Raw genomic sequence first — 26998 nt, 5'->3', positions numbered from 1 at the left:
GCGCCTTTCATGTCCCCGACTTCTGCGGCAACTCCCACTGACCTGGCCACGCTTTACCAGCAGCAACACCGCTGGTTGCAGCAGTGGCTGTGGCGTCGTTTGAACTGCTCGCAGAGCGCTGCCGACCTGGCCCAGGATACCTTCCTGCGTTTGCTCGCCAAGAACCAGCCCGTTGAAGTCCTGGCACCCCGCAGCTTTCTGGCGAAGGTCGCGCAGAGCGTGCTGTCCAATCACTTCCGCCGGCAAAAGCTCGAAAGGGCCTATATGCAGGCTCTGGCCCTGTTGCCGGAAGAGTCGGCCCCCAGCGCCGAAACCCAGTGGATCCTCCTGGAAACCCTGGCTGCCCTCGACGAAGTCCTCAGCCGCCTGGCACTGCCGGTGCGCCAGGCGTTCCTCTGGTCGCAGCTCGACGGCCTCAGCCATGGCGAAATTGCCGAGCGCCTTGGCGCGAGCATCACCACGGTCAAGCGCTACATCGTCAAGGCGGGCGCCCAGTGCATCCTGCTGGACAGCCAGCGTTGATGAAGCCGTCGCCACTGTCCCTGGAAGCGGCCGAGCAGGCCATGCATTGGCAACTGGAGTTGCAGTCGCCGGATGTCAGTGAACAGACCCGTAACGACTGGCTTGCCTGGCGCCAGCAAGACCCGGCACATGAACTGGCGTGGCAGCATTCCCAACGGTTTTTCCAGCGGATGCACGACGTGCGCGCGCCGGCTCATCAGGCATTGGTGAGTGCGGCACTGCTGCCGGCATTGTCGCGGCGCCGGGTGATCAAGAACCTCGCGCTGCTGCTGGCAGCCGGCAGTGTGGCGTGGACCGCCCGGGATACCCCCTTGGTGCAGCACTGGACCAGTGACTACAGCACTGGTGTCGGCGAACAATGGCGCATCGACCTGGCGGACAACACGGAAGTCCAGCTCAATACCGACACCGCCATCGACGTGAAATACACCGAGGATGTTCGGCAGATCAGCCTGCTGCGGGGCGAAATCCTGGTGTTGCCCAACCCGGCGGACACGCGCCCGCTCTGGGTCAAAACCGCCGAAGGCCTGACCCGTGCCACCGCCAACCGCTTCAGCATTCGTCAGCGTGGCGGCTTCACCCAACTGGGCGCCGACCAGGGCGTGCTGTCGGCGCAAATCCCCATGGGCACCATCAGCCTGCAACCCGGGGAAATCATCAGCTTTGACACCAATACACTGCTGGCCCGCAGGCCCCAGCGCGACGGCGAGCTGGCCTGGAGTCGCGGCATGCTGGTCGCACAGGGGCGGCGCCTGGAAGACTTCCTTCACGAGCTGAGCCGCTACCGGCGCGGCCATCTGGCCTGTGATCCGGCCGTGAGTGACCTGCGGGTGTCCGGCACGTTCCCGCTGGGCGACACCGACCGCATCCTCACCACCCTGGGGCAAACCCTCAAGCTGGACGTGGAGCATTTCACACGGTTCTGGGTCACCCTCAAGCCGCGTCGTAACCTGGCCTGAATTTATTTTTGCCCGAGGGTGGTCCGTTTGCGTTTCTCACGAGACTCGTATCCCCAGAAGCCAACTTTACTGGGGAGCAGGGCATGCAAGCGCGACAACCGATACGTACCACATTGAAAAAGACACTGGCCGTTGCGGTGGTCCGGGGCATTGCCGGCCTGACCATGGCAGCACCGGTGCTGCTGGCGCCGGCGTGGGTGCAGGCGGCTGAGCAATACAGGTTTGATATCAAACCGGGCTCCCTGGCGGGTGCGCTGAACCAGTTTGGCCAGGTCACGCATATCCTGCTGTCGTACCCGGCGGTGCTCACCGAGGGCAAAACCAGCCCCGGCCTGCAAGGGCGGCATGACTTGGACAGCGGCCTGGCGATTCTGCTGGGCAACACCGACCTGCAAGCTGTGCACGGCAGTGCCGACAGCTATTCCCTGGAACCGCGCCCCACCGGCGGAGCCTTGCAACTGGGCACGGTGTCGATCTCCGGCAAGGCCCCGGGCTCGACCACCGAGGGCACCGGCTCCTACACCACCCAGTCCTCCAGCAGCTCGACGCGCCTGAACCTCACGCCCAGGGAAACCCCGCAATCGCTGACAGTCATGACCCGCCAACGCCTGGATGACCAGCGCCTGAGCACCCTCAGCGATACCCTCGACGCCACCCCCGGCATCATCGTGCTGCGTGACGGCCTGGGCTCGGAAAGCGACAGTTATTTCTCCCGGGGCTTCCAGGTCCAGAACTTCGAAATCGACGGCGTGCCCACCGTCACCCGCATGGACAATTACACCCAAAGCATGGCCATGTACGACCGGGTGGAAATCGTGCGCGGCGCCACCGGCCTGATCAGCGGCATGGGCAACCCAGCGGCCACCATCAACCTGATTCGCAAACGCCCGACGGCGCAAGCCCGGGCCAGCGTGACGGCCGAGGCGGGTAACTGGGACCGTTATGGCAGCGGCTTCGACGTGTCCGGCCCGCTGACCGAGACCGGCAACGTGCGCGGGCGGCTGGTGGCGGACTACAAGACCGAACACGCCTGGATCGACCGCTACAAACAGGAAACCCAACTGCTCTATGGCATCACCGAATTCGACTTGAGCGAAGACACGTTGCTGACCCTGGGCTTCAGTTACCTGCGCACCGACGTCGACTCGCCGGCCCGTTCCGGCTTGCCCACACGTTTTACCGACGGCTCGCGAACCAACCTCAGTCGTTCGCTGAACACCGCGCCGGCCTGGTCCTATAACGACCATGAACAGACCAGTTTCTTCACCTCCATCGAGCAGACGTTCGATAACGGCTGGAGCGCCAAGGCCGAATTCACCCACAGCGAAAACCAGTTCGACGAGGTCTTCAACTACGTCAACGGCTCCCTCAATCGTGACGGCAGCGGCACCACTCAATTGCCGGTGCGTTTCTCCGGCACACCGCGCCAGGACAACCTCGACCTCTACGCCACCGGGCCGTTCGACTTGCTGGGGCGTGAGCATGAGTTGATCGCCGGCGTGACCCTGTCCAAATACCGCGAAAGCGTGCCCAGCTATGGAGGCTGGCACTACGACTATTCCGGTTCGCCGGCCGGTGCGATCGACAACCTGTTCACCTGGGATGGGCATTCGGCGAAGCCCGACTTCAACGTCACCGGCAAGTCCTCGGCGGATGAGAGCCAGTACGCGGCCTACCTGAGCACGCGGTTGCGGGTCACCGATGACCTCAGCGTGATCCTCGGCAGCCGGGTGATCGACTGGAAGCGTGAAACCCAGGACCGTCCGTATGTGGGCGACGCCACGCGTACCGATGAATCACAAACCGGGGTCTACATTCCTTACGCCGGGGTGGTGTATGACCTGACCGATAACTGGTCGGCGTATGCCAGCTACACCAAGATCTTCAACCCTCAGGCGACCTGGGTGCGGGACATCAACAATAAACCGCTGGAGCCGATGGAGGGCAAAGGCTACGAGGTGGGGCTCAAGGGCAGCTTCTTCGATGAACAGCTCAACACCAGCCTGGCATTGTTCAAGCTGGAGCAGGACAACCTGGCGATCTGGATCGACACCCCGGGCGGCAACACCTATCGCAACGAGAAAGGCACCACCACCGAAGGCGTGGAGCTGGAACTCAGCGGTGAACTCGCCGAAGGCTGGCAAGCCTCTGCCGGCTACGCGTACGCGGTGAGCACCGATGCGGACGACAAGCGCATCGTCACCACCTTGCCGCGCCAGAGTTTGAAGACCTTCACCACGTACCGCCTGCCGGGCGACTTGAACAAGGTCACCGTGGGCGGTGGGGTGAACTGGCAGAGCAAGGTCGGCGAGGACCTGCACACCTTCAGCCAGGGCAGCTATGCGATTGCCAACCTGCTGGTGCGCTATGACATAACGCCCAAGCTGAGCACCTCGGTCAACCTCAACAACCTGTTTGACCGGGAGTACCTCAGCTACGCGGGCAACCATGGGATGTATGGTGCGCCGCGTAACCTGATGACCAGCCTCAAGTACGACTTCTAGCGGCCGTAGGCCTGGGGTTTATGCCCCAGGCTTCTCCCCGGCCACCACCGGCGCCTTGCGCACCGGGAACGGGAAGTAGAAGAACCGCAGGAACGCCACCCGCTTGATCACCTCGCCGATCATCAACGGCACCACCACCGCCACCACCAGCCCGATAAACGCCGCCGCCACATCCGGCAACCCCAGGTGCTGCAGCAGGGCGATGGTCTTGTGCTGGATCTCGCCGTGGAAAATCAACAGGATCAGCGTCGACTGCCCGATGTAGGTCATGGCACGGGTCAATACCGCCGACGTCATCATCAACCCGGCCAGCGCCCAGCAGATGTACACACCGATCACCGCCAGGGCACTGGTCCAAAGCCAATGGTCATAGCGGCGCTGGGCCAGGTCCATGGTGTCCCAGGTCGGGATGAAAATCGCGAAGTACACCACCAGCGCCACCACCATGCTCAACAGCGAACTCTGGTGTCTGCGCAGCACGTCCCGCAGCAGATAGCCGAGGATGAAATAGGTGCTGCTGATCAACGTCACATCCAGGCTGAAGGGCAGCCCCGGCATCGTCCAGGTCTGGCCGCCGACGGTGATCGGTACCTGCCAGAACCAGTCCAGGGTCCAGACCCCCAGCAGCAACTGCACGCCCACCACCACGCAGCTCCACACCAGGGACAGGCCCAGGCGTTGCATCAGCCGCAGCATCACCCAGGCAAACAGGATCGCCGCCCAGAAATGTGGCAGGAACCACAACGCCTGCCAGGGCAGGGTGTCCACCGAGGCGTACAGCACGCCGCCAATGTCGGGCAGCAGCGGTTGGCCGCGCAGGATGTCGCGCACCAGCACGTACACCAGCATCGTGGTGAAGAACGGTTTTAGCAGGGCATCGGCCTTGCGCACGGCCATTTCAACAAACGGCTGCTCGGGCTTGAAGAACACCCCCGACAGGAAGAAGAACAGCGGCAGGATGAAGACCGCGAGTATCGGGTACAGCAAGTTCGGGGAATGCTCCACGAACCAGCCGTGCCCGAACACGATGATCAGGATGCCAATGCCCTTGGCAATATCCATTTGAATCCAGCGTTTTTTCACCTGACTGCTCCCACTCTATAAACCTGCCTTGCGCCACGGCTTGAGCCACAGGCCCATGCCCAGCAACACCACGGCTCCGGCCAGGGTGCTCAACCCCAGCTGCAGCCAGATACCTTGAATCCGAAACAACACCAACGCGGCCAAACCCATCACCAGCCCACTCAATACCCAGTGCCACTTCCAGGGCAGGGCACCGAGCAAGTCCTGGCGTTGCATCAACAGCAACGCGGTGCACAGCACGCCGGCGAGGGCGGCCAGCGGAATGCCCGCCAGGCCAAACACAAACGGCAGCACGCCCAGCAGCAACACGTTCACCAGGCTGCCCAACAGCTCGCAACGCAGCGGCTGGCGAGTGTCGCCAGCAGCGTAGGCATAGCGCGCCAGCAGGGCGTTCCAGGCGCCAAATACCAGCGGCACGGCAAACCAGGCCAGCAGCAGCGGCAACGGCGAATCCACCGACTGCTTCGGCAGCAGCAACGCCACCAGGCTCGGCGCCGCCGCTACCAGGCCGACGCCGGCGGGCAGGGTCAGCAGGCTGGCGGTTTCCAGGCCGCGCTTGAGCAGGGCCAGGCGCTCATCGCCCTGGCGCCGGCTCATCATGCCCAGCAGCACCTGGTTGAGGCTCATCAGGGCAATCAGCGGCAGGTTCATCAGCTTGCGGGCCAGGTTGACCCAGGTCACGGCGCCTTCACCCAGCAACGACGCCACCAATCGTTCAATCAATGCCAAGCCCTGGCTGGCGCCGTTGCTCAGCAGCAACGGCCCGATGCGCCCGCCCAACTCGCGCAATTCCAGGGTCGACGCTCGCAGCCGCCACGGCCGCCAGCCCAGGCGTAACATCGATGGCAACAGCGCCAGGGGCATCAGCAGGCTGCCGGTGAGGCAGGCCAACGCCAGCGAATGCGGTTGCGTGGCGGTACCGGCGAGGGCGAGGTAGGTCACCGGCGGCAGGTTGAACAGCAACGAGCCGAGCCCCGCGACCACAAAGCGCTCGTTGGCCTGCAACGGAATGCTGAACAGCGCATGCAGCATCAAGCCCGGCACGCTCCAGGCGAGGATCTGCAAGTTGCTGCTGGCAAGGCTGGTGGCCGTCGCCGCAAGGCCCGGGCCGAGCAGTTGCACCAGCCATGGCGCCAGCAGCGTCAACAGCAGGCTGGTGACCAGCGCAATCAACAGCAGCGCCGGGAACAACACCGCCAGCCAGTCCAGGCGCTCGCCGTCCTTGCGTTGCAGGTACAGCGGCAAGGCGGCGGCACTCAGCACGCCTCCGGCCAGGGACATACGCAACGCTTCGGGCAAAAACAGCGCGATCAGGAACGCATCGCTGCGCTCGCCCGCACCCCAGGCCGCTACCAACAACCACTCACGGGCAAACCCGAGGCACAGCCCCAGCAGGGTCGCCAGGGTCAACCAGAACGCCGATCCGAGCATGCCTAGGGCCCGACGCTATCGAGCACGGGCTTGCGGTAGGACACGGTCTTGGCCTTTGGCAGGCGCGCCGGGAACAGGCGCCGCGCCTCCAGCACGTTGATCCCCACCATCAGCCAGAACAGCGCAATCATCACCAGCGCGAAGCTGAAATAGTGGTCAAAAAAGCCGCTGACCAGTGCCGACAGAATCCCCGCCGTGCTGCCCAGCCAGATCGCGTTGTCCTTGGTCAGGCGGATCGGGCCGATCTCCGGCCGGGACTCGCGCCACCAGCGCCAGGTCACGGCGATAAACAGCAGCATGCTGATCACGCCGGTCTTGTAGACGAAGTTCAGCCACAGGTTGGAAATCCCCAGCAGGTGCGTGCCCGGCACCGGCGGGTCTACCTTGAAGCCAATGCCCAGCGGGTAACTGGCCACGGCCTGGGGGAACATCCGGTATTCGTCGAAGCGCACTTCGGTACTCGCGTTCTGGGCCGAGAAGATCGTCGCCAGACGTTCCTGCAACGGTGGATACGACAGCACCAGCGCCACGGCCAGCGCCACGCCGATCATCAGCAAACGCCCGGTGTACGGCACTCGCCGCGATGCCATCCAGATCAGTACCAGCGCGAGGCTGACCATCGCGCCCCGGCTACTGGCCAACAGCAGGGCGGCCGCGCCCAGGCAGGCAACGCCCAGGCCGAGGCCGCGTTTCCAGCCGGTGTTGGTGATCCCGTAGCAGAACGCCAACGGCAGCAGCAACGCCATGATCCCGCCGGTGGCATTGGGGTGCATCCACGGCGAACCCATCCGCGAGGCCATCGCCCCCAAGCCGAGGGACAGGGTGTCGAGGCTGCCGTAGTTCATCAAGGTCAGGATCGGCAGCATGCCCGAGGCCGAGCGCGAGCGGATAAACACGCCGATGGACATCACCAGCATCGCCAGGGTGCCCAGCAACAGCGCGATCACCAGGGCTTCGCGGTTTTTCTGCTCAACCAGCAGCTTGGCGGCGAGGAACAGCACCGACAGGTTCAACAACCAGCGCAACCAGTTCGCCAGGCCGCTGGCCTCGGCGGTGATGCTGACCTGGCCGACGATAAACGGCACCACGGTAAAGATCATCAGCCACATCAACATGCGGTCGGTGGGGCGCCGCGACAGCGGTGGCGCAGCCGGCAGGCGCGAGAGGAAACCGTGCCAGATCACCGCCGCCCACGTCAGGGCGATCAGCGCTTCGCTGACCGTACTGCGAATCCCCAGGTTGAGGGTAGAGTAGGGCATGAACGTTGCCACCAGGGCGAACAGCAGCAGCCCCCAGAACGGGAACCGCAAAATCGTCACGGCAGCGGCCAGGCCGATCACCGCCAGCACGGCCTTGGCCGGGGAAAGAAAGAGGATCAACCCACCAAACAGCAGGCCGAAGACGATGGCGACGAGGCTACCCAGTGAGATTCTCAATTCAATTCCTCGATCAGTTCGGCCAGGCGCCGACGGTAGGCCTGGTGGTTGAAACGTTCGGCCCAGCTGCGTAACTGTTCAGGTGGCTGTTCAATGGGTTGGTCGGCCAGGTGCAGCATCAATTGCACCAGGGCTGCACCGTCGGTGGGTGAAAAACGCGGCGCCAACGGCGGGGTGATTTCATCCAGCGAGGTACCGCTGGCCACCGCGACCGGGGTGCCGACGCTCAGGGCTTCGATTACCGGCAAGCCAAACCCTTCCGCGTAAGAAGGCTGCCACAGGCGCGAGGCCTTGCGGTAGAGGCCGTGCAGTTCGGTGTCGGATACGCCGCTCAACGCGCGTATCCCGGGATAGCTGCGTTGGGCTTCGGGCAAATGATCAAGGCTGCCTACCAGCACCAGTTCCGGCACGCTCGGCGATTGGCGGCGCGCTTGCTGCCAGGCGTCCACCAGGAACGGCACATTCTTGCGCAGTTCCCGGGTGCCCACCAGCAGCCAGTAGTGCTCGGGCAGTTGCCGGGCCGTGAGGTCCGCCGGCACGCCGGCAAAGCCCACCACTTGATTGGGCAACACCCGAATCTTGCTCGCCGCCTTGGGAAACAGGCGCGCCGTTTCATCGGCACTGTACTGCGAAGGCGTCCACACCCGGTCTGCCGTGTGCACCGCATAAGTGATCGACAGGCGATCGCTGGCCTTGTAGATCATCGCCTTCAGGCGGTTGGCGTGGTAGTTGTCCAGGGTGATCTGAAACAGATCATGCAGCAACACCACGGTGCGCAGGCCTTTGGGTTTGGGCGGCAGCGGCAGGCCCATATTGAAGGTGCTGATGTACAGATCGATGCGCTCATCGCGCAGGGCCTTGGGCAAGAACCCCGCCTCGAAACGCAGGCGCTGGTGGGGCTGGTGCATGGCGGTCTTGGCACAGCCCCATTCCGGGCAATGGGCATTCAGGCGCAGCTCGTCACCCAGCGGCGCGACGCTGAAGCGTTCAAGCTCGATACCGGGCATGGCGCGCAGGGCGTCTTCCAGGGCGTACACCTGGCGGCTGATGCCCGATTGCGGCGAGGTGCCGACGGTGCGGTAGTCGAGGCCTATGCGCATGCCGGCTCCTTTTGGCTCAGGGGCGACAGTTGCGCGTACACCTGCTCCAGCTGGCTGGCGGCGACGCTCCAGTCATGGGCACGGCGCACGTAGGCGCGACCGGCTTCGCCCATCGGGGCTGCGACTTCAGGCTGTTGCAGCAGGCGCACCACGGCGTCAGCCAGGCTTTCAGCGGTTTGGCCGCCGAGGTAATCCAGGCCTTGCACCAGGTCCAGGCCGGACACGCCCTGGTCGGTACTCGCCAGCGGCAGGCCGGCGGCCAGGGCCTCGAGCACCTTGAGCTTGGAGCCGCCGCCATGGCGCAACGGTGCCAAAAACACCGAGCAGCTCGATTGCAGTGTCAGCAGGTTGGGCACAAAACCTTGCCACTCGATGCGCCCGTCCTTCCAGCGTTCGCGCCAGCTCTCGGGCATGCCAAAACCGCAGACGCTCATGCGCGCATCGGGGCAGCGGGCCCACACTTTCGGCAGGATTTCATCCAGCGCCCACTCGATGGCATCGACGTTGGGCGCGTATTCATAGTTGCCGAGAAACAGCACGCGGCGGGTCGCAGGGTCCGGGCGGGCGGCGGCGAAGTGCGCGCAATCCACGCCATTGACCACCACCGGCACCGGCTTGCCGGCAATCTGCGCCAGGGTCCGGGCGTCGGCTTCAGTCACGGCGACTACTTGCGCGGCCTGGCGCATCACCCGGCGTTCCCAGCGGCCGTAGCGCCATTGATCGTAGCGAATAAAGGGCAGCGCCCAGCCCGGCAGGCGATCGTAGGTGGCCGCGCCAAGGGACGATTCGACGTTGTGTTCGGTCAGCACAAACGGCTGGGAGCGACGGGCCAGTGCATCTTCATAAGGCTGGAAGGTATAGGTGTGCTCGATCTGCACCACGTCCCAATGCTCGGCCAGCAAGCGTTCGAAGGTGTCCTGTATCGCACCCGACAGGCCATTCACACTGGCCAGCAACGGGTACGGTGCAAACAGCCCGGCCAGCAGGGTCTTCAGGCTGCGCAGCGGGCGGCGCGGCAGGATGATCACCTGCTCCAGGAAGGCTTCCAGCACCTGGCGATCGGTGAGCGATACCGCGTGCTTGTCATGCAACAGCAAGGTGATCCGGTGCCCGCGCGCAGCCAGGCTGCGCAGCAAATGAAACTGGCGCGTCTTGCCACCGCTGGTAGCGGGCCAAGGCGAGTAGGGCAGGATCCAGAGGATGCGCATGGGTGGCTTCAATCCCATAACAGAATTTGCAGGTTCGGCTTGACCGGTACGTCCAGTCCATTGGTGCCACTCAAGGGTGTTTCGGTGCCGCGCAACGGGTCATACAAGGTGGCGGTGGTCATGCCCGGCAAATGCGCGCTGCCGCCACGGGCCGACCAGAAGAACCACACCTTGCGCCCGTCGGCACGGGTCCAGCCGATGCTGAACAGGCCGTCGGGCAACTGGTCGGCGGTGGGTGGGTCGCCGGGGGTCAATTTGGGCCCGCTCACCTTGAGGAAATTCTGCAAGGCGGTGTACGACGGCTTCGGGTTGGTGTCGATATCCAGCAAGCCGTAACTCTGGTCGCGCACGCTGGCGCGCTGGTCCAGGTCGCTCAGGGTGAACAGGAAGATCTTGTCGAAATCCAGCGCGCTCATCAGCGCAACGCGGCGCACGATGTAGTCGGCCTGGCCTTGGGGGGTGATGAAGTCCTGCACCTCTTTCGGGCCTTTATAGTTCGACCAGCCCCACTCGGTGCTCCACAGGGTCTTGACCCCGGCCGCCCGCAGTTTCTGGTTGAGGGCGCTGGTCTTTTCGACAAAGTCCAGGTTCGACGGCGTGTTGCCTTCGGGCAATTGGGTGTAGGGGTGATAGGACATCACGGTGTTCAGGCTCGGCACGCCCAGTTGCAGCAGCCCGTCGAGCATGTTCTGGCCGTTGGGCATTTCACTGAAGAACGCCATGCCGGCGGCCACCACCGGCGTGTTCGGGTTCACCACCCGCAGCGCGGCGGCGGTGACTTGCAACAGGTTGGCGTAGCCGGCCGGGTCGGCCACGGGGCGCCAGAAACCCAGCAGGTTCGGCTCGTTCCACACCTGCCAGGCCTCCACGCTGGGATAACGCTGGGCCAGCAACGCCATGCGGTTGGCGAAGATGCCCGGGTCTTTCGGTGGGAACTGGTCCTGATACGGCGAGGAGGCCGGCGCAGTGGTGGCGAACTTCGCCGAGCCCACCAGGTAGAACACCGACTTGATCTGGTTCTGCTGCAGCTTGTTCACCAGCTCGTCGAGGGTCGCGACGTTGTACTGATTCTCGGCGGTTTCCAGTTGGTCCCAGTGCAGGTCCAGGCGCACCCATTCCAGGCCCAGGGCCTTGAGCCGGTCGATCTGCTTCTGGTAACGCTCGGGGCTGAACCACAGGAACTGTGCGTTCACCCCCAGAAAATCCTTCCACACGATCTCTTTGTTGCTCTTGAGTACATGGCTCTCGGCATCGGCCGGGCGGCCCCAGAGAAAGGCGGTCAAGCCCAATGCTGCGACGACTACGAGGGTCGCCAGGTAAGTCCGTTTACGTGCCATGGTTGCCTCCTGCAATGGCGTGTTCAAACAGGCTTGCGAACTTCTGCGCGGTCAACGGCCACAGCCGTTCACGGCCAATCGCGGCGGCGCGTTCGGCCCAGTCCCTGGCCCGTTGCGGGTTGCGGGCGAGCAACAGCAACTGCTCGCTGAGCGCAGCCACATCGCCTTGTGGGTAGATGGCGCCGTTGCCGCTGGCGACTTCCTCGGCAAACGCCCGGGCATCGGACGTAATCGCACCGCGCCCGCAAGCCGCTGCCCACGACAACGCGCCGCTGGTGCCGCGCTGGCGGCCCAGCAGGCCGAGTTTTTTCGATTCACGATACGGCAGCACCATCACATGGTGCGCCTGGATCGTCTGCGCAATCTCGCTGGCCGGCAAATTCAGCCGCCAGTCGATGGAGCCTGCCAGGCCGAGTTCGGCGATCTGGCTGTTCAACTGCTCCAGGTAATTGCCGCCTGCGCCAAACGCCATTTCGGCGGCAGTGCCACCGGCCAGGGTCAGGCGCACACGGTCACGCAATTCGGGGGCTTTTTCGAAGACGGCGGCCAGTGCCTGCAACAGGTCTTCGATGCCTTTGCCACGGTAGATAAAACCAAAATACAGCAGGTGCAGCGTGTCCAGTGGCGGCAAGGCCACGGGCGGGATGTCCAGGTTCGCGTGGTTGATCACCGCCACCTTGCCGGCGGGCAATTGCATGCGCGCCGTCAGGCAGTCGGCGCCCAGGCGGGTGAGGGTCACCAGCCGGGTCAGGCCCTGTGCGACGTGACGTTCTTCGCGCAGGGTCAAGGGATCGGCCAGCACCACTGCCGCCTGGGGCAATGGGCTGGGCAAGGATTCCAGCAGGTTCAGCGGAAAGGGCAATTGCTCGCGCCGCCAGACCATGCGTTCCGGGTCATGCACCGTGGCGGTCAACGGCAGGGCAGGGTAGGCCTTGCGCAATTCGCGCAGGGCCAGAAACTCCCCCAGCCGCCCACCGCCCAGCTCGGCGTGAACCAGGTCAACCCCCTGCCAGTCGAAACCGGCAATGGCCTGCTGGATCGCCGCCGTGCTGCCGACCACGCCCGTCAAGGGCGTGATCACATCGACGCCCAGTTGCTCCAGTGCCGTCTTGAAATGGTTCGCGTAATCGGCGATCCCGTTCTTTTCCGGCGGCAGGGGAGCGAGCAGGGCGATGCGCATCAGAACGAACCCCGGTATTTGGCGATGGTTTTCAGCACCTTGACCGGCACCTCGAACTTGCGGCGGTTGATGATGATGCCATCGACCTTGCCGAACGCCGTAGTGAGGATCGACAGCGCGTGTTCCACCACCGGCACCGTGCTTTTTTGCGCTTCCACCACCAGCGCAATCAGGTCGGCGCGGCGCAGGTTGATGAACGCATCGCGGTTGTCCAGCAGCGCCGAGGCATCCAGCAACACCACCTGGCCCGGAATCGCCGGCTCAATCCCGCCGACCCGCACCCGCACGCCGTTCTCTTCCAGCAACTGGCGCAACTGCTCGACGATAAAGCTCACGCCTTCACCGTGTCGCGCCGAGGTCAGGCCCAGGGTCAGGCCCTGTTCGGCAATCCGCTCCAGCGGCAGCAAGCCATACAGGCGATAGATGCTCGCGTTGAAGGCGTTGGTGCTTTGCGCGGTGCTGGTGTCCAGCTCCGGCAGCGTGGTCCACAGCGGCAGGCCGAATTTGCCTTCCACCAGGCCGCCGTCGTGGATCCGTTGATCCAGCAGGTAGCACAGGTAGATCACCAGCAGCCCCACCACGATCGAGAACGGGATCGCCAGCAACAGCATCAACAGGGTTTTCGGGAAGACGCGCCCAGGGTTCAGGGTGGCTTCTTCGATCACCGCGATGTTACTGATCTGGCTCTTGTCCAGTTCACGGTCGATGCGCGATTTTTCCAGGCTGTCCACATACAGCGCGTAGTTTTTCTCGGTGCCGTTCAGCTCACGGGCCAGGCGCGCCAGTTCCGGCTCGATGGCCAGAGCGTCCTTGCGTTGGGCTTCCAGTTCCGTCAGTTGTTTTTGCTGTTGCACCAACTGTGTACGCAGCGACTGGTTGCGGCTGGTCTCATCCAGCAGTACCCGTTGCAAGTGGATTTCCAGGGTGTTCGGCGCGCGGTTCTCGGAGCTTTGCACCGTGTCGCTTTCACCGGCAACCTGGGCCTGCATGGCGCGGATCGAAGCGTCCAGGGCTTTGACCGGTGGCGCGTTATCCGTGTAGGTACGCATCATGTCGGCTTTTTCCAGGAGCTTCTGGTTCAGCAGGCGACGCAAGTCTTGTTGCTGCGGGTTCAACGCGATCTGGCGAACCGTGGTCACCTCTTTGGGCTGGCCCTTGAGTTGGTCACGGGTGCTCTGCAACGCCACGTCGGAAGAAGCGATCAGGCGAGTGGAGTTGAACACTTCGCCACGCAGCACGTTGATCCGCTCGGACAAGTCTTCCAGGCGATCGGTGATGCTCGACGCGCCGATCTCGTTCAAGTGCGTGAGGATCTGGTCCTTGTAGCTCTTGATCTGGGCAGCGCTGGAAGACACCTGGCCTTCATAGAACGCGTACAGGCTCTTGCGGCCCAACGCCTGGGTGCGTTCGTCGATGTAGGTTTCGACCCAATCCTTGACCACCGCCTGGGCGATTTGCGGGTCATCCCAGCGGAAGCTGATGTCCATCACCGTAGAGCCGACGGCGTGGGTTACCTCGAAGTTTTTCTCCAGGCTTTTCGCCAGGCGTTCCACCGGGGTGGTTTCTTCGACGATACCGACGGTTTCCAGCACCACTCGCACCCCGTCAAACACGGCACTGATGCCTTTTTTGACGTACCACTTGGTGCGCTTCCACACGCCTTCCGGCGGTTGCATCTTGTCCATCACGTCCAGGTAATGCTCGGCCACGGCGCGCACGATGGGGCGCCCGGTCAGCAGGCGTTCCTCGTCGACAATCGGGTCGCGCTGGGTGCTCGGCATGACGATCGGCTGACGGTTGTCGACCTCGATCGGCATCGTCGAGTCACGCCCCGGTTTTACCAGCAGCCGCGCGGTGGATTCATACTTGGCCGGCAGCAAAAACGCCCCCAGCAAAATAATCACCAGCGCGGCAAGCGCCGCCAGTTTGAACTCGTGCTTGAAGATGAAGAACAGACGCAGAAGATCACGAAAAGAACGGATCTCGATCATGGGATGTCGCTCCTTTAGTGGTTCGTGGTGTAGCTGTAGCCCACACCAATGGATTTGGTGAAGGGAATCAGCTGGTTCAGGTAAGTGTCCACGCCCTGGATCCGTTCGCCGACGTTGGACTTGGGTACAAACACCACGTCACCGCGTTGCAGCGCCACGGGCTTGCGGCCCAGTGCGCCGTTCTTCAGGTACTGGCTGAAATCGAGAAAGTAGGCGTGGTAGATGCCTTGGCCATCTTCACGCAACAGGGCCACCATGCTCGCGTTGCCCACCGAGCTCACGCCGCCGGCACCGAGAATCGCCTGCTCCATGGTGGGGGCCGTGGCGATGGAGATCGCCGACGGGTTTAACACCGCGCCGCCGACAATCACCGTGTTACCCGGTGCCTGGTTGATGTTCACCGTCACCCGCGGCTCGCGATACACCGGTGCGAGCTTCTGGCTCAGCTCGGCGGCCACTTCCGCCGGCGTTCGCCGCGCCACCTGGATCGGCCCCAGGAAGGGGTAGTTGATCTTGCCGTCGTTCTGCACGGTGTACAGCGTCAGCTCGTAAATCGTGCTGACGTTGAACGCCGACAGGGTCGGCATTTCCCCGGCATCGCGCACGATGCGCAGCTGGTCGCCGATGCGGATACGTTCCACCGCCGGCGGCAACTGGGCCATGCGGTCGAGGGCCTGCTTGCCCTCATCCACCGTTTTCCCGTCGGGGGCGACGATCCGCGCCGGGGTATTGCAGGCGGCCAATGCCATCATGGCCAGGACGAGCAAGGTTCGTTTCATCAAAGGGGTCTTCCTGTAGGTCATGATGCTCACCTCCAATAACCGGGGAACATGCTGATGCGCCGCTTAAGGGCGAGGGGGAGCTGGCGCTCCAGATGGCCCAGCCGGTAGCCGAGCAATTTGAACGCGCTGCGCACCAGTACTTCGGGTACGCGGTGCAATGCACCGGCTTCGCGTAATGCTCGAAGCTCGGCCAGTACATAGCGTTTACCTTCACCGCCGGCATCGCCAAAAGCCTGGCGAATCCACGGCTCGCGGCCGTAGAAAACGCCAATGTCGAAGTAGCGGTGAAACTCATCCATGAGACGGTAATCGTGGGAGTGATAGACCAGGGCGGTGGCGGCATAGCGCACCTTGTAGCCTTCCAGCAGCATGCGGGCGGCGACGTAGGCGTCCTCGCTGCCGATCACATCCGCGGGGAAGCCACCGACGGCTTGCAGGGCGCTGCGCCGGTACACCGAAAACGAATCCGAGCTGAAGCAGGTCTTGATCCCGAGCTCCGGCGCATCCGCCAGGCTTTTGCTTCTGCTTTGTGGCGGGTAATTGAAGTGGCGCGACTGGGCGCCCAGCACACCGGCATCCGGGTGCGGCAACTGGCGGCCATACGCGACGCCATTGAGCGGGTCCAGCTGCAGCTCGCCCACCAGGTTGGCGAAGGTCTCGGGCTCGGCGGGAATCGCGTCCTGGGTCATCACGATCAGCACGTCGCCGTCGACTTGTTCGCTGGCCCAGCGGCGGGTGCCGCCGTGGTTGAAATCCTTGGCATCGATCACTTCGACCCGTACGCCGAACTCGCGAAAACGTGCCACGGTGTCATCGCTGGAGGCACTGTCGACCACCAGGGTTTCGTCCGGTTGCAGGGTTTGCATGCGCAGCGCCGGCAGCAGCCGGTCGAGGTGGCTGGACGCGTTGCGGGTCGGGATGATCAGGGCGGTACGCATCACTTCTTCACTTCGGCCGGAGCCCGGCCGTAGATGTCGTCAAAACGCACGATGTCGTCTTCGCCCAGGTACTCCCCGCTCTGCACCTCGATCATCACCAGGTCGATGATGCCGGGGTTGGTCAGGCGGTGTTTGTGCCCGGCGGGAATGTAGGTGGACTCGTTGGCGTTGATCAGGAACTCCCGGTCGCCGTTGGTAATCATCGCCGCGCCGCTGACCACTACCCAGTGTTCGCTGCGGTGATGGTGCATCTGCAACGACAGCGAGGCCTGTGGCTTGACCACGATGCGCTTGATCTTGAAGCGGCTGCTTTCTTCCAGCACGGTGTAGGTGCCCCACGGCCGGGTCACGGTGCGGTGCAGGCTGAACGCCGGATGGTCCTGGCGCTTGAGCTCGGCGACGATGTAGCGCACGTCCTGGCTGCGGCGGGCGTCGGCAATCAGGATCGCGTCCGGAGTGTCGACGATGATCAGGTCGCTCACGCCCACCGCACCCAGTACGCGCTTGGGTGAGTCGATGTAGCAGTTGTGCACGTCATGCAGGATCGCTTCGCCGTTGACCTGGTTGCCGTTGGCGTCGCTCGGCGTGAGTTGGCGCACCGCGTCCCAGGAACCGATATCGCTCCAGCCGATGTCGCAGGGCACCACGGCCACTTGCGCGGATTTTTCCATCAGCGCCACGTCGATCGAGATATCCGGCGCAGCACCGAAGCCTTCAGCGTTCAATTCGCGCTGGCGGCAGTTGTTGTTATTCAGGCTGTGGCTGTGGTCGAGGGCGGCTTTCGCGGCGTCCAGTACGGCGGGCGCGTGCAGGGCCAGCTCCTCCAGCAGGGTGGCGGCCTTGAAGCAGAACATCCCGGCGTTCCACAGGTGCTTGCCGCCGTCCAGGTAACCCTGGGCGGTGGCGAGGTCAGGCTTCTCGACGAAGCGCTTGACCCGGAAGCCCTGGCCCAGTGCCTCACCTTGCTCGATATAGCCGAAGCCGGTTTCCGGGCGGTCGGGCTGGATGCCGAAGGTCACCAGGTAACCGGCTTCCGCCAGGTCACGGGCCTGAGTGACAGCCTCGGCGAAGGCACTTTCATCAAGGATCAGGTGGTCGGCGGGCATCACCAGCAACTGCGCCTCGCCGCCGAAGTTTTCATGCACATGCAGGGCGGCCACGGCAATGGCGGCAGCGGTGTTGCGCCCGAATGGCTCCAGCAACAGGTCGAGGGCCAGGTGGGCCTTGTTGACCACCCTGTAATCATCGAGGGTGCGAAACAACAGGTCGCGGTTGGTCACCGTCAGCACGCTTTCCACGCCCGGCAAGTGGCTGGCCCGCAGGAACGTCTTCTGCAACAGGCTCTGGTCGTCACGCATGCGCATGAAGGGCTTGGGCATGTTCTGCCGCGACACCGGCCACAGGCGGGTGCCCGAACCACCGGAAATGATGCAGGGAATTAATCCGTTGAGGGTGTTCATCAATAGACTTCCTTGGTCGAAAGGACGGCCGGGACCGTCATGAAAACGATGTACAAGTCGAGCCACACCGACCACTTCGAGATGTACTCCAAGTCGTACTCAACGCGTTTCTGAATCTTGAACAGGGTGTCGGTCTCACCACGATAGCCGTTGATTTGCGCCCAGCCAGTGATGCCCGGTTTCACCCGGTGCCGCGAGCTGTACTCGCTGACGGCCACTTCGTAGGGCACCCCGGCGGCCTTGGTCGCGGTGGCGTGGGGGCGCGGGCCGACCATCGACATGTTGCCCAGCAGCACGTTGAACAGCTGCGGCAGCTCATCGATGCTGGTCTTACGAATGATCCGGCCCACGCGGGTGATGCGCGGGTCGCCGCGGGTGGTCTGGCGGTCGGCGTTGAAGTCGCTCATCTCGGCGTACATCGAGCGGAACTTGAACACCCGGATCACATTGTCGTTGTAGCCAAACCGGTTCTGGCGAAACAGCACCGGGCCCTTGGAGTCGAGCTTGATGGCAATGGCGGTGATCAGCATGATCGGCGACAACGCCACCAGGCCCAGGGCCGCCAGAATCAAGTCTTCGCAGCGTTTGATAAACGGCGACCAGCCCCGCAGCGGCACATGGGAGGTATTGAACATCAGGATGCCGCCCACATCAGTGATGCGGCTGTGGCCATAACGCAGGGCGGCCATGTCGGGCACCAGCATCACGTTGACCGACATCTGCCGCAGGCGCTTCACCAGCCCGTTGATCCGCTGTTCGGCGGCCCAGGGCAGGGTGATCATCACCTGGTTGACCTGCTCGGAGCGGATCAGTTTTTCCAGGTCGCGGGTGTTGCCCAGCAGTGGCAGGTTGCTCAATTCCTTGGGGATGCGTTCGGTGCGGTCATCGATAAAACCGATCAGGCCGGAGCGAATATCACCGTTGCGCTGCAAGTGGTCGGCCACGTGCACCGCGGTGTCGGTGAAGCCGAGAATCACCGTGCGTTGCAGGTATTTGCCGCTGGCCATCAGGTTGCGGAACAGGCGCAGCATCACCATGCGCTCCAGCCCGAACAACCCCAGGCTGGTGACAAACCAGAACGCCAGGTTGCGGGGGCTCAGCTGCGGAAACATCAGCAGAATCTGGTACATGAACAGCAGGATGCAAAAGGCCGAAGACCAGGCCACCAGCATGGTGCGAAACCGCAGACGGTTGCTGAAGAGCTCCTCGGAGTAAACCCCCATGGCCTGGAACAGAATAATCGTCAGGATCGCGAAAAACAGCAGCAGGCCGAGAAAGTGGGCGCGCAGCTCAGGAGCCATGGGGTCTGGATAAAACAGCAGGATCAGTGCTGGTAAAACGGCGGTGAAGCCATGCATCAATTTTACGAAAACCACAAAAAACTCAATGAAACCGGCCCGGGTCAAAAACAGGCTGTCGACTGACGACTTCTCGCGCATAAAAACATCCCTCATTGCACACCAGGGCTTCCTTGTTCGGCTGCTCATCCATAAAGGCAGGGCTTGCTTTATAAGTGGCGCCAGACGAACGGCTCGCTTCGCTGGGTAAAACGCAATTACCTATCTATCTGCAGGGAATTTGCGGGGTAATGGCTAAATGATGGTTCCGTTTCTTCGATTCGTCAAGGTTTTGACTTTCTTATAAGAGTATTGTCCTAGACGCTCCAGGTATTATTAGCCGTGACAGATTGTTGACTGTCCTGGTCGGGTTCCCGGGTTTTATGAGAACAAAATGCTGGCGTTTTGGAGTGTAGGAACAAATTTGAGAATTTTCCTGCCGAGGAGGAAAACCTTTTTTTGACGGAGGTGGGATGCGGGGGTTTTTGGGGACAAGCGACGAGTGGTGAAGAGATGAATCCTTCACCCCGTCGGCGCGGTACTAGGCTTTGGGGTTGCCTTTAATGCTTAGGTGGGCTGGGAGGTTGGGAAGTGGTTAACCGAACCCACTCGGGCGGGTTGCCAGACTGAGTTTCGCGTCATGGCGGTCCCCATGGAGAGGCCAGTGCAAGCGTCATGAGGTAACGCTCCTCTGTCGGGTGCCGATCGTCCCTGAACCGTCCCACCACCAGCATTACTTGATACTTGTCACATGCTCGCCAATAGGATGTTCCGCCCCCTTTCACATTTCTTAATCGGGCACGCCATTCAGGGGTGTCAGCGAACGGAGGGTTGGATGCGACTCGAATGGGTTCCCAACCAGCCTTGCGCCATTGCTCCTGCAAATCCAGCACGACCTTTAGCGTATCGTCGAGTAGCAGCGGCTCGATTTGGGGAGACATGCGAATACTGTCAACTCGCCCATCCTCGAAAGTCACCGTGAAGAAACGTGCCAATGGGGTCACGAACCCATATTGAGGGTCTATGAAGCGAAGGCGGGCGTCAGATTTTGGCAGCCTTCCCCAGTAATGGCCGGGGATGGCAGGGCCGATAGCAGCGCTGGAACGCTTACGCATCTCTTCCCAAGGCTCGCCTAGTATCAGCGCGATTTCTAGATCTTCTGCACTTAGGCGTATGGCAACCCACGCAAGAAGTACGGCAACCAGCCCAAGCCCAGCACGTCGCCAATTGATCTGCGTGATCCTGCTCATTGGACAACCCGGCCTTCAGCGATATCTTCTAGCGCCTGTTCGATTCGCTGTCGCTCATTGCTGCGCAGCAGCGTATCAAACTGCGCCGCAGCTCTCAGGACGAAGTTCATGCGTTGGTCGATATCGGCGAGGTTGGCGACGGGGTTTTTGCTGAATTCGATGGTTCGGCCATCATCAACGGGGCGGCATTGGCTTGCCAGCGTTAGTTCAATGGCTTGAGCTGCACCGGAGGGAATGCCCGTAACGTAGGAGAGATGGTTGCTACGCAGCAGCGCTACCAGTTTTTGGTCGGTATACATTGTTGGCTGAAGGATATTTTGCTGTTCGTGCCATGCCAGACGCTCAACACTTCTGGCGATATTGCCAGCGTTGATGGCCTCGAAGGCTTGCAGGATTGCCTCGTGATCAGTGCCAAATCTCAACTGCTCATGCCCTACCGGCCACAACACCGAAGGGCGGCCACCCCCATAAATGTTCTGGCGCGAAGACAAACAACTCTCAAACAACCTCAACCCCCGTTCCATATAAAAAACATGCAACGGATACACATCCAAAAACAACGTCGTATTCCCCATCGCCATCATCTCGTGCACATGCCGGTAAAGCTGCTGCACTGCTGAAAACGGCTCGCCGTCGCGCCGCCAATCAATACCGGGCAAGGGGTTGTTGCGAATGGCCCGTTCATACTCAAGCTGCCGTTGTTCGTACTCCAGCAACTTCGCCTGTCGCTGTGTTTCAAGAGGGTTGAACAAGCTCCAGAACCCGTCCCTGGCACCTTTTCTCAGCGCTTGTGCCGCTTCATGTTCAGCCTGAATCTTTTCCATCGACTCAGACGCATGCAACAAACCACACCCCACTTGCTTGGACGCGAACGCCGCGAGCCCCGCCCACTGAAAGCGGTTATCCAGCCGCCACAACTGTGCATAAGCCGCGTTGATTGCCCGGTTACGCGCCTTGGGATCGGCAATCAGCGTGCCGCCCGGCGCCACGATGGCTTCGGCCTGGTCCTGGTATCTGCGCCAGGTGTTTTCACAGGTGGGTACGGGTTGCGGGGTAAAGAATTGTCTGGGATGACTTTGCGTCGATCGCACCTCGGTGCCCTTGGGCACGGTGGCGGTCAGTGTTTCGGCCTTGGCATAGGATGACGCGTTGACCTCAATGGTTTGTGAGCTGCGCCTCTGATTGGCAATTAATCGGGGCGGCGGGTCACATTTGCAGTGGCAGAGATCGTCGTTCAACGCGGCGTTTCGCCCGTCTATCCTGTCCACCCGGCGTGGGCCGTCGCAGACGATTACCCCGGTGCTTTCGCAGGCCGGGCAATCGATCTCGTCACCTTCAACAGACTGGGCCATTCCATCGATGCTGCAACGCGCATTGCCGGTGCGTACGGTGCCGTCGGCGGTGGTCTTTGCGCCTACGGTGATGTGATAACGCTTCATCCCTGATGTGTCCTTTTGTAATGTTCAGGACAGGGCACGCTAGGGGAGAGGAGGAGAAGTGAGTAGTCGGACGCTTCCTGCTTTGGTGTAGGTCGGTTCTGGATCAAGGTCGCTCGCGAAAGCGGTTTTCAAGTCAATGCATGCGTTGACTGATACACCGCTTTCGCGAGCAAGCCCGCTCCCACAATTTTGACCGCGTTGTTGTTAAGCCTTGCGCAGGTGCAGGCACTCAATTGATCGGTCAACCGTGGTCTTGGCTATTTCCAACAAGTGCCACACCGCTAATAACTTCGCCCGCTCGGGGCTTCGCAGCAGTTCGCCGCAATCGAGCGCGGTGGCCGAGGCGCTGCTGAGCAGGCTGGCGGTGTAGAGCAGGGAGTCTTCGAAGCTCAGGTCTTCGCTCACGGTGTGGAAACCCTGGGAGGGCAGGTAGTGTTCGAGGGCGCGATTGAACGCGGCGCGGTTTTTGAAATGGTCGATGGGTGGGTCGGGGACGGGTTTATTCATGGTGTAACTCCTTTTCGGTTAAGGAGCCGATCCCTTCGCGACTAAACGTAGGGTGGCGGCTGTACGCAGGTTAGTCGACCGGCCGAAAAGGAAAAACCCGGCGCACCCGAAGGTGCCCTGCGCACAGCCACCATAAAACCTCATGATGGGACCATGCGCCTTTTCAGAACCGGGCGACTAAACCCGTTCACTGATGAGCAGTGAAGGGGCGAAGACTAGCCAGCGGTTCCGACAGGCACAAGGCCGAAAGATTGTCTCGGAAACGTCCCTCAAATTAAAGGGATTTACCCTGCTGGCCCTTTATTCATATCCGAATGGCCTCGCGAATCTTCCCTAAAGCCACCCGTAGCGTCGCCATATCAATCGACCCCAACGCCACCCGCAACGCATGGGGTACATGGGCCGTACAGGCAAACGGCTCGGCACTGGTCACCCGCACACCCTGGCCCTCAAGCGCGGCCACCACCGCATCCGCCCGCAAACCCTCAGGCAACACCAGCCACAGGTAATACGACGCCGCGTGCGCAATCACCTCGCACCCTCGCAATACCTCCCGGGCCAACACCTGACGTTGGCGCGCATCCTGGCGCTTGTGCTCTTCCAGCGCATCCACCGCGCCGGATTCGATCCAGCGACACGCCAGGTTGACCGTGAGTGTCGGCGTGCTCCAGGTTGCAACGCGAATCGCTTGCTCCAGCGCCGGCACCAACGCCTTGGGCGCCACGATAAACCCCACCCGCAACCCCGATGCCACGCTCTTCGAAAGGCCGGACACATACACCGTGCGCAACGGCGCATAGGTGAACAACGGCTTGGGTGCGGGCTCGGCGAGAAAGGCGTAGGCGCCGTCTTCGATCAGTAGAAAATCGTAGCGCTCAGCCAACGCGGCAAGGCGCTCGCGGTCAGCTTCGCCCATCACCGTGCCCAGCGGATTGTGCAACGTGGGCATGCAATAAAACGCTCGCACCGGGCGCCGTTTGCACAAGGCCTCCAGCGCATCCAGGTCCGTATGGCCAGCCGGTTGTGGCAGTGGCTCCAGGTCGATGCGTTGGGACTGGGCCAAGGTTTTCAACCCGGGATACGTCAGCGCATCTACCGCCAGCACATCCCCCGGTTGCAGCAGCGCCATCAGGCTCACGGACAGGCCTTGTTGTGCGCCATTGACGATCAATACCTGCTCGCCCCCTACGCGAATCTGCCGATTACGCAGGTGCCGTGCCGCCGTCTGCCGTTCATGGGCGCGGCCACCCTGAGGGGCGGAATGCAGCAGCGCATCGAGGTCGCCCGAGGCGGCGATGGCGCGTAAACCGTCGCGTAGCATCTCGGCCTGGCCGGGCAGCGAAGGGTAGTTGAGGCTCAGGTCTACGGTGCCCGGTTGCAGCGGCTGTTGCACCAGGCCCATGCCTCGCAGCAACGTGGTGTCGCGCACAAAAGTGCCGCGCCCCGGCTCACCTACCACCAGGCCGCTGGCCTCCAGTTCGCTGTACACCCGCAAGGCGGTGGCCAGGGCGATGCGATGGCTGTTCATCAGGTTGCGCACGGTCGGTAACTGGGTGCCCGGCGGTAACTTTCCGGCACGAATCCGCGTGGCCAGTTCATCGACGATCAGTTTGTAGCGGACCTGAGCCATGGCGCGTTCCTGTGCAAAGCGTATCTAGATCAATTTTTTGTTTGTATCAGGTGAGCTGATTAATCTACAGGCTTTCCCGGTGGATGGCTTGAGCATGATCGACCTCGCAACCCTGGCTGTTTTCGCTGGTGCAGTCCTGCTGCTGTTGTTATCGCCGGGCCCGAACATGGCCTTCGTCATCAGCCACGGTGTGACCTATGGCTGGCGTGGCGGTGTGGCGTCGGGGCTGGGCATCAGCGTGGCGGACCTGCTGCTCACGGCCCTGACCGCGACCGGCGTCACCGCACTGGTCGCGAGCTGGCCGCCGGCCTTCGACCTGATCCGCTATGCCGGGGTGGTGTACCTGCTGTGGCTGGCGTTCAAGACCCTGCAAAAAACACCGGCCCTGGACACCGCCCACGTCACCCGCGTACCCCTGGGCCGGGTGTTTGTGCGGGCGATGCTCAACAGTGTGCTCAACCCCAAGGCGTTGCTGTTTTTCATGGTGTTCCTGCCGCAATTCGTCAGCCCCGAGGCGGGGCCGATCGCGCTGCAACTGGTGCAACTTGGGGTGATCCTGACGCTGATCAGCGGCGTATTTCATGCCGTGCTGGGGATTTTTGGCGGGGCGGTGAGCCGGTTTTTTGCCGGCAAACCGGGTAGCGCAGGCTTACAGAAATGGGGCCTGGCCACCGTGCTGATGGTGCTGGCCGTGCGGTTGGCGCTGATGTCTCGGCCAGCGTGATAAACCACTTATAAAAGGACGTTACCCATGTACATCGCAGCCTTTATCTACAAGCCCGGTGAACGGGATGATGAGTTCCAGCGCCTCACTGATTTGATCGACGCACTGGCGGCAAGGCTGCCGGGATATGTGGGGGCCGAGTCGTGGCGCTCGGCGGATGGCGGGTTGATCAACGCCAGTTATTACTGGCGCGATGAAGCGTCGATCCGCGCCTTTGCCAGCCACCCGACCCACTTGGAAGCCAAGCGCCTGTACCGCCGCTGGTACGGCGGTTATCACGTGGTGATTTCCAAGGTGGAACGGGCGTATGGCGACGGCACGATCGGGCATCTGGTGCCCGCCGACCGCCACGGGCACGCGAACGCTTAACCCAGCCGCGCCGCCGCCCGGGCCACGATTTCGCCCCGGGTCTTGCGCGACTCGGCGGTGCGTTTGCGGGCTTCTTCCAGCACGTGCGCCGGTGCGGTCTCCGGCCGGCCTGCGTTGAACGGCGGGGCCGGGGCATATTCAATCTGCAACTGCACCAGTTGCGCCGCCGCTTCGCTGTACAGCTCGGCCGCCAGGGTCAGGGCGAAATCGATCCCGGCGGTGATCCCGCCACCGGTCAACAGGTTGCCGTCACGCACCACGCGCTCCTGCACCGGGATCGCGCCGAGCGGGGCCAGCATGTCGTGGTAGGCCCAGTGGGTGGTCGCGCGGCGCCCGCGCAGCAAGCCCGCCGCCCCCAGCACCAGGGAGCCGGTGCACACCGAGGTCACATAACGCGCGGTTTGCGCTTGGGCCTTGAGAAACGCCAGGGTTGGTTCATCTTCCATCAACGCCCCAACCCCCGAGCCGCCCGGCACGCAGATCACATCCAGCGTCGGGCACGCCTCATAGGTGGTGCTGGGGGTAAACACCAGGCCGGTGCTGGAGGTGACCGGCGCCAGGTCCTTCCACACCAGATGCAGCTTCACATCCGGCAGCGATCCCAACACGTCGTAGGGCCCGGTGAGGTCCAGTTGCTGGATGCCGGGGAACAACAAAAAGCCGATCTGCAAGGTCATGGGGACTGCTCCTGATAAAGGGATGGACGGCTTCACTCTAGTCACCTAGGCTTTGGCGCATACGCCATTCAACCCACGAATCACGCCAATCATGCCCAGAATCATCAACGTACTCGCGTTCCCCAATGTGCAGGTGCTCGACGTCACCGGGCCTTTGCAAGTGTTTGCCTCGGCCAATGACCTGGCGCGCCAGCAAGGTTTGCCCTTGCCCTATGCGGTGAGTGTGATCGCCGCCCAGGCCGAGCCGGTGATGACTTCGGCGGGCCTGGCCCTGGTGGCCGAGCCGCTGCCGGCCGCCGACGCACCGTGCGACACCCTGGTGATCGCCGGCGGCTGGGGCGTGTACGGTGCCGCCGAAGACCCGGCCCTGGTGGACTGGGTGCGCCAAAAAGCCACGCTGTCACGGCGCATGACTTCGGTGTGCACCGGCGCCTTTTTGCTGGCCGCCAGCGGTTTGCTCGACGGCTGCCGCGTGGCGACTCACTGGACCCGTTGTGAAGAGCTTGCGCGCAAATACCCACAGCTGACGGTGGAAGCCAACCCGATTTTCATCCAGCAGGGCAACCTGTGGACTTCCGCCGGGGTGACTGCCGGCATCGACTTGTGCCTGGCCCTGGTGGAAGAGGACCTGGGCCGCGCCGTGGCCCTGGAAGTGGCGCGGCACCTGGTGGTGTTTCTCAAGCGCCCCGGTGGGCAATCGCAGTTCAGCGTGACGTTGTCACTGCAAAAGGGCGGCAACCGTTTTGCAGAATTGCACGCCTGGATCGCCGAACACCTGACCCTGGATTTGAACGTCGCCACACTGGCCGCCCAGGCGGGCATGAGCGAACGCAGCTTCGTGCGCCACTACCGCAGCGAAACCGGCCAGACGCCTGCGCGGGCCGTCGAGCTGATCCGCGTGGAAACCGCCCGCCGGCAATTGGCGGACAGCAGCACGTCGATCAAGCGCATTGCCGTGCATTGCGGGTTTGGCTGCGAAGAAACCATGCGCCGCAGCTTCCTGCGGGCGGTGTCGATCACGCCCCAGGTCTACCGCGAACGGTTTTCCGCCCCTGTTAGAACTGATCGAAATTGAACGAATAGGAATGTTTTTGTATCAAGGTGCTATGTTACCCACAGTCCATTGCGCAGTGA

At 62.5% G+C, this 26998-nt stretch carries 23 protein-coding genes; 6 read left to right on the top strand and 17 right to left on the bottom strand.

Going from position 1 to position 26998, the window contains the following annotated elements; translation table 11 throughout:
- Nucleotides 1-9: 9 nt before the first annotated feature.
- The 3 genes from V3W39_RS31095 to V3W39_RS31085 all read left to right on the top strand — a co-directional run bounded on the left by V3W39_RS31095 (nt 10) and on the right by V3W39_RS31085 (nt 3985).
- Nucleotides 10-522: a sigma-70 family RNA polymerase sigma factor gene (locus V3W39_RS31095; protein ID WP_177048763.1), complete on the top strand. Its 513-nt coding sequence runs from the start codon at nt 10-12 to the stop codon at nt 520-522.
- Nucleotides 522-1481 (top strand): FecR domain-containing protein, encoded by a 960-nt coding sequence (locus V3W39_RS31090; protein ID WP_177078165.1) that lies wholly within the window; start codon nt 522-524, stop codon nt 1479-1481. Before V3W39_RS31095 ends, V3W39_RS31090 begins: the two co-directional genes overlap by 1 nt.
- 83 nt (nt 1482-1564) lie before the next feature.
- On the top strand, nt 1565-3985 hold the full coding sequence (locus tag V3W39_RS31085; RefSeq protein WP_330214004.1) for a TonB-dependent siderophore receptor: 2421 nt from the start codon (nt 1565-1567) through the stop codon (nt 3983-3985).
- 18 nt (nt 3986-4003) lie between these two features.
- On the opposite strand, the gene V3W39_RS31080 is transcribed toward V3W39_RS31085, so the two are convergent.
- From V3W39_RS31080 to V3W39_RS31005, 16 genes are all read right to left on the bottom strand, one after another.
- Nucleotides 4004-5068, bottom strand: a complete 1065-nt coding sequence (locus V3W39_RS31080) for an acyltransferase family protein (RefSeq protein ID WP_371317234.1) — start codon at nt 5066-5068, stop codon at nt 4004-4006.
- A gap of 15 nt (nt 5069-5083) precedes the next feature.
- Entirely contained in the window at nt 5084-6499 is a 1416-nt protein-coding gene (locus tag V3W39_RS31075) for a lipid II flippase MurJ (RefSeq protein ID WP_177048760.1), read from the bottom strand.
- Nucleotides 6500-6501: 2 nt separating this feature from the next.
- Nucleotides 6502-7929 (bottom strand): O-antigen ligase family protein, encoded by a 1428-nt coding sequence (locus tag V3W39_RS31070; protein WP_177048793.1) that lies wholly within the window; start codon nt 7927-7929, stop codon nt 6502-6504.
- Nucleotides 7930-7931: 2 nt separating this feature from the next.
- Nucleotides 7932-9035, bottom strand: coding sequence for a glycosyltransferase family 4 protein (locus V3W39_RS31065; RefSeq protein ID WP_330214003.1), 1104 nt, complete (start codon nt 9033-9035; stop codon nt 7932-7934).
- Entirely contained in the window at nt 9026-10243 is a 1218-nt protein-coding gene (locus tag V3W39_RS31060) for a glycosyltransferase family 4 protein (protein WP_177048758.1), read from the bottom strand. The genes V3W39_RS31065 and V3W39_RS31060 overlap by 10 nt, the downstream gene beginning before the upstream one ends.
- An 8-nt stretch (nt 10244-10251) precedes the next feature.
- Nucleotides 10252-11580, bottom strand: coding sequence for a GH39 family glycosyl hydrolase (locus V3W39_RS31055; protein ID WP_330214002.1), 1329 nt, complete (start codon nt 11578-11580; stop codon nt 10252-10254).
- A complete protein-coding gene (locus V3W39_RS31050; RefSeq protein ID WP_177048756.1) occupies nt 11570-12760 on the bottom strand; it encodes a glycosyltransferase in 1191 nt (396 codons plus the stop codon). Before V3W39_RS31050 ends, V3W39_RS31055 begins: the two co-directional genes overlap by 11 nt.
- On the bottom strand, nt 12760-14751 hold the full coding sequence (locus tag V3W39_RS31045) for a GumC family protein (protein ID WP_177048755.1): 1992 nt from the start codon (nt 14749-14751) through the stop codon (nt 12760-12762). The genes V3W39_RS31050 and V3W39_RS31045 overlap by 1 nt, the downstream gene beginning before the upstream one ends.
- 14 nt (nt 14752-14765) lie before the next feature.
- Entirely contained in the window at nt 14766-15530 is a 765-nt protein-coding gene (locus tag V3W39_RS31040; RefSeq protein ID WP_177078168.1) for a polysaccharide biosynthesis/export family protein, read from the bottom strand.
- Between the two features lie 29 nt (nt 15531-15559).
- A complete protein-coding gene (locus tag V3W39_RS31035; RefSeq protein ID WP_177048751.1) occupies nt 15560-16471 on the bottom strand; it encodes a glycosyltransferase family 2 protein in 912 nt (303 codons plus the stop codon).
- Nucleotides 16471-17931: a mannose-1-phosphate guanylyltransferase/mannose-6-phosphate isomerase gene (locus V3W39_RS31030; RefSeq protein WP_330214001.1), complete on the bottom strand. Its 1461-nt coding sequence runs from the start codon at nt 17929-17931 to the stop codon at nt 16471-16473. Before V3W39_RS31030 ends, V3W39_RS31035 begins: the two co-directional genes overlap by 1 nt.
- The gene (locus V3W39_RS31025) at nt 17931-19370 is read right to left on the bottom strand and encodes an undecaprenyl-phosphate glucose phosphotransferase (protein ID WP_177048747.1); all 1440 of its coding nucleotides are present in this window, start codon (nt 19368-19370) and stop codon (nt 17931-17933) included. The genes V3W39_RS31030 and V3W39_RS31025 overlap by 1 nt, the downstream gene beginning before the upstream one ends.
- Before the next feature lie 536 nt (nt 19371-19906).
- On the bottom strand, nt 19907-20518 hold the full coding sequence (locus V3W39_RS31020; protein WP_330214000.1) for a hypothetical protein: 612 nt from the start codon (nt 20516-20518) through the stop codon (nt 19907-19909).
- Complete coding sequence (locus V3W39_RS31015; protein WP_330213999.1) at nt 20515-21957, bottom strand: PAAR domain-containing protein; 1443 nt, start codon at nt 21955-21957, stop codon at nt 20515-20517. Before V3W39_RS31015 ends, V3W39_RS31020 begins: the two co-directional genes overlap by 4 nt.
- Nucleotides 21958-22161: 204 nt before the next feature.
- Entirely contained in the window at nt 22162-22464 is a 303-nt protein-coding gene (locus tag V3W39_RS31010) for a DUF6124 family protein (protein ID WP_330213998.1), read from the bottom strand.
- Between the two features lie 304 nt (nt 22465-22768).
- On the bottom strand, nt 22769-24094 hold the full coding sequence (locus tag V3W39_RS31005) for an aminotransferase-like domain-containing protein (RefSeq protein WP_330213997.1): 1326 nt from the start codon (nt 24092-24094) through the stop codon (nt 22769-22771).
- Nucleotides 24095-24188: 94 nt separating this feature from the next.
- Here V3W39_RS31005 and V3W39_RS31000 point away from each other — a divergent pair, with 94 nt between their 5' ends.
- On the top strand, nt 24189-24818 hold the full coding sequence (locus V3W39_RS31000; RefSeq protein ID WP_330213996.1) for a LysE family translocator: 630 nt from the start codon (nt 24189-24191) through the stop codon (nt 24816-24818).
- 27 nt (nt 24819-24845) lie between these two features.
- Nucleotides 24846-25187, top strand: coding sequence for an antibiotic biosynthesis monooxygenase family protein (locus tag V3W39_RS30995; RefSeq protein ID WP_177048732.1), 342 nt, complete (start codon nt 24846-24848; stop codon nt 25185-25187).
- Here V3W39_RS30995 and inhA read toward each other — a convergent pair.
- Nucleotides 25184-25864 (bottom strand): isonitrile hydratase, encoded by a 681-nt coding sequence (gene inhA / locus V3W39_RS30990; protein ID WP_177048730.1) that lies wholly within the window; start codon nt 25862-25864, stop codon nt 25184-25186. The genes V3W39_RS30995 and inhA overlap by 4 nt on opposite strands.
- A 91-nt stretch (nt 25865-25955) precedes the next feature.
- Here inhA and V3W39_RS30985 point away from each other — a divergent pair, with 91 nt between their 5' ends.
- A complete protein-coding gene (locus V3W39_RS30985; RefSeq protein ID WP_177078180.1) occupies nt 25956-26939 on the top strand; it encodes a GlxA family transcriptional regulator in 984 nt (327 codons plus the stop codon).
- The last annotated feature ends 59 nt before the right edge of the window (nt 26940-26998 follow it).

It is taken from the genome of Pseudomonas sp. Z18(2022), from assembly GCF_036346535.1.
In the GTDB taxonomy this organism is placed as follows: Bacteria; Pseudomonadota; Gammaproteobacteria; order Pseudomonadales; family Pseudomonadaceae; genus Aquipseudomonas; species Aquipseudomonas yamanorum_A.
The sequence above is the reverse complement of the archived record's forward strand: the minus strand, read 5'-3'. Positions and strand labels throughout refer to the sequence as shown.